Origin of the sequence: Enterobacter sp. NFIX59 (assembly GCF_900113755.1) — a bacterium.
GTDB classification, from domain to species: Bacteria; Pseudomonadota; Gammaproteobacteria; order Enterobacterales; family Enterobacteriaceae; genus Enterobacter; species Enterobacter pseudoroggenkampii.
In genome coordinates this window covers 210,463-224,132 of the sequence record NZ_FOQN01000001.1, presented here as the reverse complement: position 1 = coordinate 224,132, position 13,670 = coordinate 210,463, and the positions used below count along the sequence as shown (strand labels likewise).

11 protein-coding genes are annotated in these 13,670 nt (G+C 55.1%); 5 read left to right on the top strand and 6 right to left on the bottom strand.

The features are described from left to right. Positions 1-5 precede the first annotated feature (5 nt). Positions 6-1,097 carry an alkylhydroperoxidase domain protein gene (locus BM007_RS01065; RefSeq protein ID WP_090416833.1) on the top strand — a complete coding sequence of 364 codons (1,092 nt, stop codon included), beginning with the start codon at positions 6-8 and terminating at the stop codon, positions 1,095-1,097. Between the two features lie 6 nt (positions 1,098-1,103). Here BM007_RS01065 and araJ read toward each other — a convergent pair whose 3' ends face one another. Further along, the gene (gene araJ, locus BM007_RS01060) at positions 1,104-2,279 is read right to left on the bottom strand and encodes an MFS transporter AraJ (RefSeq protein ID WP_090416831.1); all 1,176 of its coding nucleotides are present in this window, start codon (positions 2,277-2,279) and stop codon (positions 1,104-1,106) included. 120 nt (positions 2,280-2,399) lie between these two features. Next, positions 2,400-3,044, bottom strand: coding sequence for a QnrE family quinolone resistance pentapeptide repeat protein (locus BM007_RS01055; protein WP_032647374.1), 645 nt, complete (start codon positions 3,042-3,044; stop codon positions 2,400-2,402). A 178-nt stretch (positions 3,045-3,222) separates the two neighbouring features. On the opposite strand from BM007_RS01055, the gene ppk2 reads away from it, so the two are divergent. After that, entirely contained in the window at positions 3,223-4,065 is an 843-nt protein-coding gene (gene ppk2, locus BM007_RS01050) for a polyphosphate kinase 2 (RefSeq protein WP_254780637.1), read from the top strand. Between the two features lie 58 nt (positions 4,066-4,123). On the opposite strand, the gene fdnI is transcribed toward ppk2, so the two are convergent. The 3 genes from fdnI to fdnG are packed head-to-tail and all read right to left on the bottom strand — an operon-like array spanning position 4,124 to position 8,716. Further along, complete coding sequence (gene fdnI / locus BM007_RS01045; protein ID WP_090416829.1) at positions 4,124-4,780, bottom strand: formate dehydrogenase-N subunit gamma; 657 nt, start codon at positions 4,778-4,780, stop codon at positions 4,124-4,126. Then, a complete protein-coding gene (fdxH, locus tag BM007_RS01040) occupies positions 4,773-5,657 on the bottom strand; it encodes a formate dehydrogenase subunit beta (protein ID WP_090416827.1) in 885 nt (294 codons plus the stop codon). Before fdxH ends, fdnI begins: the two co-directional genes overlap by 8 nt. 11 nt (positions 5,658-5,668) lie before the next feature. Further along, positions 5,669-8,716 (bottom strand): formate dehydrogenase-N subunit alpha, encoded by a 3,048-nt coding sequence (gene fdnG, locus BM007_RS01035; protein WP_139210868.1) that lies wholly within the window; start codon positions 8,714-8,716, stop codon positions 5,669-5,671. A gap of 221 nt (positions 8,717-8,937) precedes the next feature. On the opposite strand from fdnG, the gene yddG reads away from it, so the two are divergent. Then, complete coding sequence (yddG, locus tag BM007_RS01025) at positions 8,938-9,816, top strand: aromatic amino acid DMT transporter YddG (protein WP_048989386.1); 879 nt, start codon at positions 8,938-8,940, stop codon at positions 9,814-9,816. Positions 9,817-10,445: 629 nt separating this feature from the next. Next, positions 10,446-11,555 (top strand): porin OmpC, encoded by a 1,110-nt coding sequence (locus BM007_RS01020; protein ID WP_024909569.1) that lies wholly within the window; start codon positions 10,446-10,448, stop codon positions 11,553-11,555. Positions 11,556-11,604: 49 nt separating this feature from the next. On the opposite strand, the gene BM007_RS01015 is transcribed toward BM007_RS01020, so the two are convergent. Beyond that, positions 11,605-12,549, bottom strand: coding sequence for a LysR substrate-binding domain-containing protein (locus BM007_RS01015; RefSeq protein ID WP_090416823.1), 945 nt, complete (start codon positions 12,547-12,549; stop codon positions 11,605-11,607). Between the two features lie 170 nt (positions 12,550-12,719). Between BM007_RS01015 and BM007_RS01010 the strand changes: the two genes are divergently transcribed. Further along, positions 12,720-13,670, top strand: a complete 951-nt coding sequence (locus BM007_RS01010) for a branched-chain amino acid ABC transporter permease (RefSeq protein ID WP_061715280.1) — start codon at positions 12,720-12,722, stop codon at positions 13,668-13,670.

Sequence of the window (13,670 nt, the reverse complement as noted above, 5' to 3'; positions counted from 1 at the left end):
TACCTATGTCATTAAGTCACGACATTCTCGCCGAGCTGGCGGAAATTAAACCCGGTTCCCCTCTGGCAGAGGCGCGCGCCACGCGGGACGCCGCCACGCGCCACGCACAGGGCAGCTACGAAATCTTATTTACCCAGCAAGATAGCGATTTTGCGCTGGACGAGCGCTTCGCCGTCGCGGCAAAAGTCGCCAGGTGGCACAACGCGGAGGCGCTGGCCGCGCACTATGCGGGGTTTGGTCTGGCCGACCCGACCTCTGAACGCCTGACCCCGGCGCTCAATTTCGCGCGCCTGCTGACCTTCTCCCCCGTCGAAGCCACGCCGACATCGTTAAGGGCGCTGACCCAGGCGGGATGGAGCAAGGAAGGTATCGTGACCCTGGCGCAGCTTATCGCGTTTGTCAGCTTCCAGAGCCGACTGATTGCCGGGCTGCGGCTGCTGAACGACAAACCCGTCGCCAAAAGCGAAGCGCCGGTGGCGGCAGGCGTCTGGCACACGACCGCAACCACGGCCACCGGGAAGGCGGCTCCCGTCGCGTTTACCCAGCAGGAACTGGGCTGGGAGCCGTGGATCGCCGCCAAACCGCTGGCGGATTTTCGTGATGACGAGGTTGCTATACTGGCGAAGTTTGGCCACACCGATTCCGACTATTTCCGCCTGCTGGGGCGCAACCTGCCGGTGCTTGAACAGCGCACGCTAACGGATAAAGGGATTTTTTATACGCCGGGGGGATTGCCGCGCGCCGAGCGCGAGCTGGCGGCAACGGTCGCCAGTAAAATTAACGGCTGCATCTACTGCGCATCTGTCCATGCGCGGAAAGCCAGCCAGCTGTCAAAGGATGACCCGGCGGTAGAGGCCCTGCTGGCCGTGCGTCCGGGACAATCCCTGAGCGAGGGACAATCTGCGCGCTGGCAGTCAGAAATCGATTTTGCAGCGGCGCTGTCGGTTACCCCACCTGCCGCCACGCCGCTGCACCTTGCCGCGCTGGAAAAAGAGGGGCTGGACACCTTAGCCCAGCTTGACCTGGTGCAGTCCGCCGCGTTCTTCGCCTGGGCCAACCGCCTGATGCTGACCCTGGGTGAGCCCTGGCTTGCCTGAATTCAATCAGGCTAGCGCACGCGCGTTAGCCTGAGCCCGTCTGGCCCGCAGGTAACCGTAGATCAACAGCGCGCTCATGGCCGAGAACGAGAGTATCGCCGCAGGCAGCGTGACGTAGCGCCAGCTAAAGCCGAGGGTAATCATCATCCCACCAAAGTACGCCCCGATCGCGCTGCCGAGATTAAACGCCATCTGCCCCCCTGCCGCCCCCAGCATTTCGCCACCCTTCGCATTTTGCAGAAGCAGGATCTGCAGCGGCGCAGAGAGCGCGAACAGCCCGGCACAGCAGATAAAGCCCATGATCAGCGAGGCCGTTTTGAGTTCACCACAGGCGAAAAGCAGCAGCAGCGAGGCGACAATCACCATGTCGGTGGTCGCCGCAATGCGCAGCGGGCTAAAACGCCCCGAGAGTTTGCCGCTCAAGAGGTTGCCCAGCACCATGCCAAGCCCCATCAGCATCATGATGATCGTCATCACGCCTTCGGTGAAGCCTGAAACGTTGACCATAAACGGTTTAACGAAGCTGAACCACGCGAACACCCCGGCGTTGCCAAACATGGTGGCGGCAAAAATCAGCCAGGGTTCTGGTTTTTTCAGAAAGTGGAACTGCTCGGTCAATTTGATTTCTGATGTGTCGTGGATGTCCGGCACCCAGAGCAGAACCGAGAGGAGCACCAGCGCGTCGAACACCGCAATCAGGAAAAAGGTATAACGCCAGCTGAACTGGTGCCCCAGCCAGGTGCCGAGCGGGACACCTACCAGGTTGGCCACGGTCATCCCGGCGATCATTCCCGCCACTGCGACCGTCACCTTCCCCGGCGGCGCAATTTTAGAGAGGATAATCGCCCCGACGCCGAAAATCGCGCCGTGCGGAAAACCGGAAATTAAGCGTCCCGTCGCCAGCCAGAAATATGATGATGAAAAGGTAAACAGGGCGTTCCCCACCGCGCACAGGGCAACCAGAAACAGCAGCGTCGTTTTTAACGAGAACTTGCCTGAGAACAGCGCCATAATCGGGGCGCCAATCACCACGCCGAAGGCATAAAACGAGATCATATTCCCGGCGGAGGGAATCGAAATACCGGTGTCATGCGCCAGCTCGGTTAACACGCCCATAATGCCAAACTCGGCCATGCCCAGGCCAAATGTGCCAAGCGCCAACGAAAATATTGTCTTTTTCATACCTCAACCACGGGTTAATCACTCGCAGCGGGCATTATTGAATAATCTTGTATGGTGAGCCAGTTCAAACTGGCAGACTGACACGTTAATCCATTTATACAGCGCAGACTGTGAATATTGTCAGCCGATAATCGCGATGCCAAGGCGTTCCATAATTTGCGACACCTGATAACTGTCCAGCTTAACACCCTGTAGATCAGTGCCACGCACGTCCAGTTCACCCAGTTCCGAATTGGTTAAATCGCAGTGTGTGAAATTTGCTGCACGCCAGTCAAATGAAGAAAACTCGCCGCCTGACATATCCGAACCACTGAAAGTTGCCCCCAGGATCTGCGCGCCGTTCCAGCGGTTTTCCCACAACTCGCATTTTTCCAGAACCACCTTCGAAAAATTGGCATAGCTCAGGTTGCTTTTTGTTATATAAGCACTGCAAAACCAGGTACGCGTGGTGATCATGTTCATAAAACTGGCACCGCGAAAATCAGCCCCTTGCGCCCTGCATTCACGGATTTCGATGCCTAAGGCATTCGAATGCCTGAAATCTGCCATCGATAAATCGCAGCTTTTGAAAATAGCATCTTTAAGCTGCGCCCGAGTAAACTTAGCGCCCTGCTGGCTTTCCCGGTCATAGAACTGACAGCCGATAAACTCCGTGCTGGTTAAATCCGTGCCTGAAAAGTCGCAGTTACGAAAGATCGCATTCTCTATTTTCTCGCCGGTAAAACGAGTACGACCGATTTTTTCGCCCTCAAAAATCAATGCCATCACACCACCTGTTTATTCATACAGTACCATTCACCATTCTACCTCGTTGCCTGATGAAGAGAAACACGCTTATCAGACACACATATCAAAAATTCCCGCGAAGGTTGCAGGTCAGCATTACACTTCAAAGTGTTAGTTCCTTCTAAGCACATCACACGTTCCGGAGATGAGGATTATCATGGGAAACGCAAAACAGAATAAAACCAAAGCAGTGACCGTGACCAAAGCGAGTGTAGATAGCGTGGTTAAACCCGTGCTGAAGACGAAAGAGTACGAAAAAGAGCTTCGTCGCCTGCATGTGGAACTGGTTAAGCTCCAGCAGTGGGTCGTCGCCAAAGGACTCAAGGTGTGTATTGTTTTTGAAGGACGCGACGGTGCCGGTAAAGGCGGTACCATTAAAGCCATCACCGAGCGAGTCAGCCCTCGCGTGTTTCGCGTTGTTGCGCTCCCTGCCCCAACTGAAAAAGAAAAAAGCCAGCTCTACTTCCAGCGCTATGTACCGCACCTGCCTTCGGCAGGCGAGATCGTGATATTCGATCGCAGCTGGTATAACCGCGCGGGCGTTGAGCGGGTTATGGGGTTCTGCACGGAGGAACAGGTGGAGAAATTTTTGGATGGCGCACCGGTGATGGAAAAAGCGATGGTCGATGCCGGGATTATCCTGCTGAAGTACTGGCTGGAGGTGACGCCTAAAGAGCAAGAGCGTCGCCTGCGCGACCGTATTAACGATGGCCGTAAGATCTGGAAGCTATCGCCGATGGATATTAAATCCTTTAACCTGTGGGACGAGTATACCCTCGCGCGCGACGCTATGTTTGAAGCCACAGATACCGCCTGGGCGCCGTGGTTTGTGGCACGTTCAGAAGATAAAAAACGCGTGCGACTGAATATTATTTCGCACCTGCTTTCGCAGATCCCGTATAAAGAAATACACGTCGACAAGGTGGATTTACCGAAACGCAAAATCGGTAAAATCAAACCCACAAAATATCCGTTCCGGTATGTGGAGGAGCGGTTTTGATTTGAAGAGTAGGCCCGCGCAAGCGCAGCGCCGCCGGGCAGAGCCGACGGCGCAGGGTTTACTTCAATCCTTCCGTACTTTCCTGTTTCGCTTCAAGACGCTCCACATCGCGATACCAGCGCGGGTGGTGTTTCTGCGCCCAGCGGCGGCTCACCTTCCCTTCAACCATCCCTTTAATCGAGCCTTTCACCCAGAACGCCATATACATATGGATCAGGATGGCATGAATCAGGATGATGGCCGACGTGGCGTGGATAAGCAGCGCGTAGCGGATCACCTGAATCGGGAAATAGTGCGCAAAATACGGACGCCAGATAATCGCCCCGGTCACCAGCAGCACAAAAATCATGCTCATGATGGTCCAGAACATCATCTTCTGGCCGGCGTTGTATTTGCCCACCTTCGCCACTTTATGCTCGTTACCTTTCAGGACTTCAACAATCCCTTTCACCCACGGGATATCCTGCTTGTCCGGGATGTTGTGATGAACAAAACGCACGAACACAAATATCAGCACCACAAAGATCAGCACGCCGAAGAACGGGTGCAGAATGCGCCCCATCTGCGGCGTACCGAAGGTTTCGGTCAGCCACTGCAGCGTCGGAAAGAAGAACGAAATCCCCGACACCGCCACCAGGAAGAAGCAGATCACCACCGTCCAGTGACAGGCGCGATCGACAAACTTCGTGCGCACTATCATTTTCGACTTACTCATGATGCTCCTCCTCGTCGTCATCCACCTCTTTGTTTGGCCCAATACCGATGTAGTGATAAATCAGCCCCGCAAAGGTCGCGATAAAGCCCGCCGCTGAGAGCGGTTTAAGCGCCCCTTTCCACAGGTTAATGGAGGTGTCGATCGCCGGATCCTTCGGCAGATTGTGGTACAGCTCCGGCTGGTCGCTATGGTGCAGCACGTACATCACGTGCGTACCGCCCACGCCCTGCGGGTTGTAAATGCCCGCTTTGTCGTAGCCCCGTGCTTTGAGCTTATCGACGCGCTGCTGCGCTACGTCCAGCATCTCTTTTTTGGTGCCGAAGTGGATCGCCCCGGTCGGACATGTCTTCACGCACGCAGGCTCCTGCCCGACGCTGACGCGGTCCACGCACAGGGTACATTTGTATACCCGGTTATCCTCTTTATTGAGGCGCGGGATATTGAACGGACAGCCCGCTATGCAGTACCCGCAGCCGATGCAGTTGTCCTGCTGGAAGTCGACGATCCCGTTGGCGTACTGAATAATCGCGCCCGCTGAAGGGCACGCCTTCAGGCAGCCCGGATCTTCGCAGTGCATGCAGCCGTCCTTGCGGATCAGCCACTCCAGCCTGCCGTTCTGGTCGGTTTCGCTAAAACGCATCACCGTCCAGGATTTGGCGCTCAGATCCGCCGGATTGTCGTAGACACCCACGCAGTGCCCCACCTCATCGCGGATATCGTTCCACTCTGAGCACGCTACCTGGCAGGCCTTGCAGCCCACGCAGGAGGAGACGTCGATAAGCTTGGCGACTTCTGCTTTGTAGTCCCGCGCGCGAGGCGCGGGCGTTATCGGGTTAGTCGCGGAGCGTTTGATAATGTCTTGTGTTTCCATTGCCATTGAATCGCTCCTTACGCTTTCTCGATGTTGACCAGAAACGCTTTGTATTCCGGCGTTTGCGAGTTGGAATCGCCGACGTTTGGCGTCAGGGTGTTAGCGATGTAGCCTTTCTGCGCCACACCTTCAAAGCCCCAGTGCAGCGGGATACCGACGGTTTCCACCTGCTGGCCATGCACGTTCAGACTTTGCAAACGACGGGTCACCACCGCCACCGCGCGAATAAAGCCGCGCTTGCTGCTGACCTTCACGCGGTCGCCGTTGGCAATGCCTTTCGCCTTCGCCAGCGTCTCGCTGATCTCCACAAACTGCTCCGGCTGCGCGATGGCGTTCAGCCGCGCGTGCTTGGTCCAGGTGTGGAAATGCTCGGTCAGGCGGTAGGTCGTTCCCACGTACGGGAATTTGTCCTTTTTGCCCAGACGCAGTACGTCCTCTTCGTAGATACGCACCACCGGGCTGGAGACCACATTCGGGTGCAGCGGGTTGGTGCCCAGCGGCGTCTCCATCGGCTCGTAGTGCTCCGGGAACGGCCCTTCCGCCAGCTTGTTGAGCGCAAACAGGCGCCCCAGCCCTTCCGGCTGCATGATAAACGGCCCGGTGTTGCTGCCCGGCGCGGCGCTGTTGTAGTCCGGGATATCGTTCCCCGTCCATTTCGCCCCGTTCCACTGGATCAGCATGCGCTTCGGATCCCACGGCTTGCCGTTTACGTCTGCAGACGCGCGGTTGTACAGCACGCGACGGTTCAGCGGCCACGCCCATGCCCAGCCCAGCGTATTGCCCAGCCCGGAAGGGTCAGCGTTGTCACGGTTGGCCATCTGGTTACCCTGCTCCGTCCAGCTGCCGGTGTAGATCCAGCAGGACGACGCCGTCGTGCCGTCGTCGCGCAGCAGCGCAAAGCTGTTCAGCAGTTGGCCTTTCTTCGCCACCAGATTGCCGTTAGCATCATAGAGATCCGCCAGCGCCATGCCGTTGTTCTCTTTCGCGACTTCTTCAGACTCGGGACGTTCCGGCTGCTTGTAGCTCCAGCTCATCTTCAGCAGCGGCTCAGCGCCTTTGCCGCCTTCGGTTCGGTACATCTCGCGCAGGCGATGGTAAATCCCGGCAAGGATTTCGCCGTCGTTGCGCGCTTCGCCCGGCGCGTCCTGGCCTTTCCAGTGCCACTGCAGCCAGCGGCCGGAGTTGGCTATCGAGCCGTCCTCTTCGGCAAAACAGGTGGACGGCAGGCGGAATACTTCGGTCTGAATCGATGCCGGGTCGACATCGTTCGATTCCCCGTGGTTCTGCCAGAAGGTGGAGGTCTCGGTCACCAGCGGATCGATCACCACCATGTACTTCAGCTTGCTGAGGCTACGCACAACCTTGTTTTTGTCCGGGAAGGAGGCCACCGGGTTAAAGCCCTGGCAGATGTAGCCCGTGACGTTGCCCTTATCCATCATGTTGAAATACTTGATGACATCGTAAGCCTGGTCCCACTTCGGCAGCCACTCAAAGCCCCAGTCGTTCTCTTTCTGCGCCGCGTCGCCGTAGAAGGATTTCATCAGGCTGACGTAGAACTTCGGATAGTTGCTCCAGTAGTTCACCTGGTCCGGCAGCGTCGCTTTTGGCGTATTCGCCGCCAGATAACTTTGCAGATCCGTCTGCTTTTCAGACGGCAGCGTCAGGTAGCCCGGCAGGCTGGTCGAGAGCAGACCGAGGTCGGTCAGCCCCTGGATGTTGGAGTGACCGCGCAGCGCGTTCACGCCGCCACCCGCCATGCCCATGTTGCCGAGCAGCAGCTGGATCATCGCCATGGTGCGGATGTTCTGCGCGCCAACGGTATGCTGCGTCCAGCCCAGCGCGTACAGGAACGTGGTGGTTCTGTCGGCGGCGCTGGTGGAGGCCAGCACTTCACACACCTTCAGGAAGTCCGCTTTCGGCGTGCCGCAGATGTTTTCCACCACGTCCGGCGTATAGCGGGAAACGTGCTGCTTCAACAGGTTCCACACGCAGCGCGGATGCGTCAGGGTTTCATCCCGCATCGCATAGCCGTTTTCATCGAACTGATAGTTCCAGGACGCTTTGTCGTACTGCCGTTTTTCGGCGTCATAGCCGCTAAACAGTCCGTCATCGAAGGCAAAGTCATCCCGCACCAACAGGTTCGCGTTGGTGTAGTGCTTAACGTATTCCGCGTTAATGTTGTTGTTTTCGATCAGGTACAGCAGCACGCCGGACAGGAACGTAATGTCCGTACCGGAGCGGATTGGCGCATAGATATCGGCCACCGATGCCGTACGCGTAAAGCGCGGATCGACGACGATCAGCGTCGCATCGTTGTTGTTTTTCGCTTCCATCGCCCAGCGGAACCCCACCGGATGGGCTTCAGCGGCGTTACCGCCCATCACCACCACGACGTTCGCGTTTTTGATATCAACCCAGTGGTTGGTCATCGCACCGCGACCAAATGTTGGAGCAAGACTTGCTACCGTTGGTCCGTGTCAGACGCGCGCCTGGTTGTCTACCGCTAGCATGCCGAGAGAGCGCACAAATTTTTGCGTCAGCATGCCGGTTTCATTACTCGCCGCAGACGCGCACAGCATCCCGGTGGAAAGCCAGCGGTTAACCGTTACGCCCTGCGCGTTCTTTTCTATAAAGTTGGCGTCGCGGTCGGCTTTCATTAATTTGGCAATACGGGAGAAGGCCTCATCCCAGGAGATACGCTGCCATTTATCAGAACCCGGCGCGCGGTATTCCGGGTAGCGCAGGCGATTTTCGCTGTGAACATAGTCCAGCAGCCCCGCCCCTTTCGGGCAAAGCGCCCCGCGGCTCACCGGATGATCCGGATCCCCTTCAATATGGTAAATCGCTTCTCTGGCGTTCTTTGCGCCATCGCCCAGGCTATACATCAAAAGCCCACAACCTACGGAGCAGTATGTGCAGGTGTTACGGATCTCTTTCGCGCGCAGCAGCTTATAGTTGCGTGCCTGAGCCAGCGCCATTTTGGGAGCAAATCCCAGCATGGCTGCCGTTGTTCCGGCCATACCGCCCGCGCAGATTTTAAAAAATTGTCTGCGGCTGACGTCCATCGTTGTCCTCGTGTTCGTATAAGACTTCGCGCCGCAAACTAGCAGTAAAGTCCCTGATTTTTTTGCGTCAAATCAAGGTCATCTGTCTTCCCCCCCTTAATAGTCACCCCCGGTACATTTCATTACCCCTTTTTGATTAACGGCTTAAGAGAATAATTCACGACAGCGACAGGCGTAATGCGATACATTTTTCCTTTGATTTTTATTGCAATGGCGAAGTAATGGACAGAAAAAAGGCAACGCTTATTGGGCTGGCGGCAATACTGTTATGGAGCACCATGGTCGGCCTTATTCGCAGCGTGAGTGAGGGACTGGGGCCGGTAGGCGGTGCGGCGATGATCTACACCCTCAGCGGATTACTGTGTCTGGTGACGGTAGGATTTCCTGATATCAGACGGTTCTCGCCGCGATATCTTATTGCGGGCAGCGTTTTATTTGTCAGCTACGAAATATGCCTGGCGCTGTCGCTGGGCTATGCCGCAACGCGATCGCAGGCGATTGAAGTCGGTATGGTGAATTACCTTTGGCCAAGCCTGACCATTGTGTTTGCCATTTTGTTCAACGGACAGAAATCCACCCTGTGGGTGATCCCCGGCCTGGTCATATCGCTGCTGGGCGTCTGCTGGGTATTGGGCGGTGAACAGGGTTTACATCTTGATGAAATAACCCGCAATATCGTTTCCAGCCCGCTGAGCTACGCGCTGGCGTTTGCCGGGGCCTTTATCTGGGCCGCCTACTGCACGGTCACCAGCAAATTTGCGAAAGGACAAAACGGCATCACCCTGTTTGTTTTACTGACCGCGCTGAGTCTGTGGGTGAAATATGCCCTGAGCGATCAGCCAGAGATGATGTTCACGCTTCCGGTGGTGGTGAAACTCGTCATGTGCGGCATTGCCCTTGGGTTTGGGTACGCCGCATGGAATATTGGCATCCTGCACGGTAACGTCACGGTTCTGGCTGCCGTATCCTATTTTACCCCGGTCCTTTCAGCCGCGCTTGCCGCCGCAGTGCTGAGTTCCCCCCTCTCATTCTCGTTCTGGCAAGGCGCCCTGATGGTTTGCGCCGGGTCGTTACTCTGCTGGTACGCAACAAGAAAATAATGCTTTCTCGCACGGCCGGGTAAATTTCAACCCGGCAACATAATTAACATAAATTTAAAGTGTGATCGCACCTCAGAATATTTATCCTAATAATAGGATGTCTGTTTAATTTCGGTTTATATTTGGCACCTTCTGTAAACGCTCAACAAGATAATTGACACAAACTGACAACGACATGAAACTAGTCAACCATGAATATTAACACTATGGATAGCATTGAATGTAATAATTCAATTCTGACACATCCATGCAAATATTCGCAATATACGTTCAAACCCTCCCCTAACTCACTGTTATTAAGCCCAAAAACTAATAGCACCCCCTCAACACATCGGGAATACCGAAATCTAACTTAATATACTAAAACTCACAGAAATTATAGCGATGGCAATAGTCCCGCAAACAAAATAATTATTAATCGTATAAAATTCGGGCGCTTTGTTTGAATAATCGCCTTTTCACACGATCGAGATCACACTAATTGAAATTATCTCTAATAATTTGAAACTTATTATTGAAATAAGACTACAAGATTTTTAAAAATAGCATGCCATTGACGAGCAGCCTCGTTTAGAAATCGTTCACAGTGGTTCAGGAAATACTGAAAAAAATTATAAGGAATATTTAAGATGAAACTTAAATTAGTTGCAGTGGCAGTCACTTCCATGCTGGCAGCAGGCGTTGTTAACGCTGCCGAAATTTACAACAAAGACGGTAACAAGCTGGATCTGTACGGTAAAGTAACAGGTCTGCACTATTTCTCTGATGACGCAGGCGCAGATGGCGATAAAACCTACATGCGTATCGGCTTCAAGGGTGAAACCCAGGTTAACGATCAGCTGTCCGGCTACGGCCAGTGGGAATACCAGATTCAGGGCAACCAGGAAGAAGGCGACAACAAGTCCTGGACCCGTGTTGCGTTTGCAGGTCTGAAGTTTGCTGAAGCAGGCTCCTTTGATTACGGTCGTAACTACGGCGTAATCTACGACGTAACTTCCTGGACTGACGTTCTGCCAGAATTTGGCGGCGATACCTACGGCGCTGACAACTTCCTGCAGCAACGTGCTAACGGCGTCGCGACCTACCGTAACCAGGACTTCTTTGGTCTGGTGGACGGCCTGAACTTTGCTCTGCAGTATCAGGGCAAAAACGGCAGCGTAGAGGGTGAAAACACCAGCGGTCGCAGCCTGCTGAACCAGAACGGTGACGGCTATGGCGCATCCCTGACTTACGATCTGGGCGAAGGCTTCAGCGTGGGTGGCGCAATGTCCTCTTCACGTCGTACCGCTGACCAGAATGCGGCTGGCGTATACGGTGAAGGCGACCGAGCTGAAGTATACAGCGGTGGTGTGAAATACGACGCGAACAACGTTTACCTTGCTGCGCAGTACTCTCAGACCTATAACGCAACCCGCTTCGGTACTTCTAACAACAAGCGTACCGACATCTACGGCTTTGCAAACAAGGCGCAAAACTTCGAAGTTGTGGCTCAGTATCAGTTCGACTTTGGCCTGCGTCCATCCATCGCTTACCTGCAGTCTAAAGGCAAAGACATCGAAAACTTCGGCGACCAGGATCTGGTTAAATACATCGATGTTGGCACGACCTACTATTTTAACAAAAACATGTCCACCTACGTGGATTACAAAATCAACCTGCTCGACGACAACAAGTTCACTCGCCAGGCAGGCATCGGTACAGACAACATCGTGGCGCTGGGTCTGACCTACCAGTTCTAAATGTTGTCACTACAAAAGCCAGCTGAACAAGCTGGCTTTTTTTATCTTCCTATCCGGCTGACGACTCTCCGTTCGCAGCCCAACGAAGCCAGTTTTGCAGCAGCTTGCCGTCCTCGGTCATCTCTGAGTCTGTACGCACGCAGAGGTAATAATCGCGCCCGTCATCAATCGGTAAGTCAAATATCTTCACCAGCTCGCCGCTCTCAAGATACGGCGCAATCAGCGGCTCACGCATTAGCGCACAGCCCAGACCAGCCTGTACGCCCGCCAGCGTCAACAGTCCGTCTTCAAACAGCGGGCCGCTGCGCCGGAGCGGACGTTTTACCCCCTGCAACAAAAACCACTGCGTCCAGCTCGTACGCTCTTCATCATGCAACAGCGGCATTTGCAGCAGCTGTTCAGGCGTGTCGATGTGGCCATGAACGCGCAAAAACTCACGGCTGCACACCGGCACCATCTGACCGGAAATCAGCTTTTCGCTTTGATAGCCCGCCCACTGCCCGTTACCAAAACGAATCGACATATCCGACGCGTCGCTCAGGTAGTTACGATGGTTGGCATACACCACGTTGATCTCGGTTTGGGGATTGGCGCGCATAAAAGCAGGTAAACGTGGGATGAACCACCCCATACCAAAAAGCGGGATCAGGCTGATGGTGACCTGACGCGTTTGCGCCTGCTCCGCCAGGTGCTCCGTTGCCTGGCGCAGCACGTTAAACGCCGCGCGGATCGAGCGATAATATTCACGTCCGTGCTGGCTCAGCACCAGCCTGCGCCCCTGACGCTCCGTGAGCGGAATTTGCAGATACCCTTCAAGCACCTTGAGCTGATGACTGACCGCCGACGGTGAGATATCCAGCTCCTGCGCGGCCAGCGTGACGCTGCCCAGCCGGGCGATGGCCTCAAAGGCACGGACAGCCCGAAGCGGCGGATCGTTTGCCAGGCGACTGTCTGCATACGCGGACAAATCTGCCGATTGTTCTGTTTTATTCATATGTTGATTTCTTTAGGCTTTTTAGCCGGGAACGCGACTACATTATCTTTAAATAAATCATTAAGATAAAGCAATTCCGGTTTATCATAAGAAATAATATATGTGTATTTTACAATTTAATTCATTTATCGGATGGTAGCCGCAGAAACAGCACTTTGCGGGTACAGACGTTGGATACACTCATACAACAACTGATCAACGGTGTGATGCTGGGAAGCATCTACGCGCTGATCGCGCTGGGCTATACCATGGTGTATGGCATCTTGCGCATTATTAACTTTGCTCACGGCGATATTCTGATGGTCGGTGCGCTCACCACGCTTTCCGCCATTAACGCCCTGAACACCACCTTCCCGCATATGCCGCTGCTGTTGCAGCTTGGCGTTGCCCTGATGATTGCCATGGCCGTTTGCGCCCTGCTGGCGATGGCCGTGGAACGCTTTGCCTACCGTAGACTGCGCAATGCCCCCCGGCTCGCGCCGCTGATCTCGGGTATCGGTGTCTCGGTCCTGCTGCAAACCGTGGCGATGATTATCTGGACGCGCAACCCGCTGATGTTCCCGCAGATCCTGCCCATGGATCCGATAGCCGTGACGGCAGGAAGTGAACTGCATCCCCCTGCGATTGTGACCGTCACCGGCATTGTTACCGTGGCGCTGGCGCTTACGGTGATGACCGGCCTGTGGCTGCTGGTGGAATACACCCGTCTGGGCCGCGGCATGCGCGCCGTGGCGGAAAACCCACGCGTTGCCACGCTGATGGGGGTTAACCCCAATGCCATTATTACCCTGACGTTCGCCATTGGTGGCGTGTTTGCCGCGCTGGCAGGCGTCATGATGGCCAGCAACTACGGCAACGCCAGCTTCTCAATGGGCTTTTTGCCCGGAATCAAAGCCTTTACCGCCGCCGTGCTGGGAGGCATTGGTAACATTCGTGGCGCAATGATTGGCGGGATCCTGCTCGGCATTATCGAAGCGCTGGGCGCAGGTTATCTGGGGGAACTCACCCACGGCGTCTTTGGCAGCAACTATCAGGATGTCTTTGCCTTTATGGTGCTGATCCTGGTGCTGGTCTTCCGTCCGGCTGGCCTGCTGGGCGAGCGCGTGGCGCACAGGGCGTAA

Excerpts from the sequence above, each read along its gene's own strand:
- yddG (WP_048989386.1), top strand. The coding sequence starts at position 8,938 with ATGGACAGAAAAAAGGCAACGCTTATTGGGCTGGCGGCAATACTGTTA.
- BM007_RS01065 (WP_090416833.1), top strand. The coding sequence starts at position 6 with ATGTCATTAAGTCACGACATTCTCGCCGAGCTGGCGGAAATTAAACCC.
- araJ (WP_090416831.1), bottom strand. The coding sequence starts at position 2,279 with ATGAAAAAGACAATATTTTCGTTGGCGCTTGGCACATTTGGCCTGGGC.
- fdnI (WP_090416829.1), bottom strand. The coding sequence starts at position 4,780 with ATGAGTAAGTCGAAAATGATAGTGCGCACGAAGTTTGTCGATCGCGCC.
- fdxH (WP_090416827.1), bottom strand. The coding sequence starts at position 5,657 with ATGGCAATGGAAACACAAGACATTATCAAACGCTCCGCGACTAACCCG.
- BM007_RS01055 (WP_032647374.1), bottom strand. The coding sequence starts at position 3,044 with ATGGCATTGATTTTTGAGGGCGAAAAAATCGGTCGTACTCGTTTTACC.
- ppk2 (WP_254780637.1), top strand. The coding sequence starts at position 3,223 with ATGGGAAACGCAAAACAGAATAAAACCAAAGCAGTGACCGTGACCAAA.
- BM007_RS01015 (WP_090416823.1), bottom strand. The coding sequence starts at position 12,549 with ATGAATAAAACAGAACAATCGGCAGATTTGTCCGCGTATGCAGACAGT.
- BM007_RS01020 (WP_024909569.1), top strand. The coding sequence starts at position 10,446 with ATGAAACTTAAATTAGTTGCAGTGGCAGTCACTTCCATGCTGGCAGCA.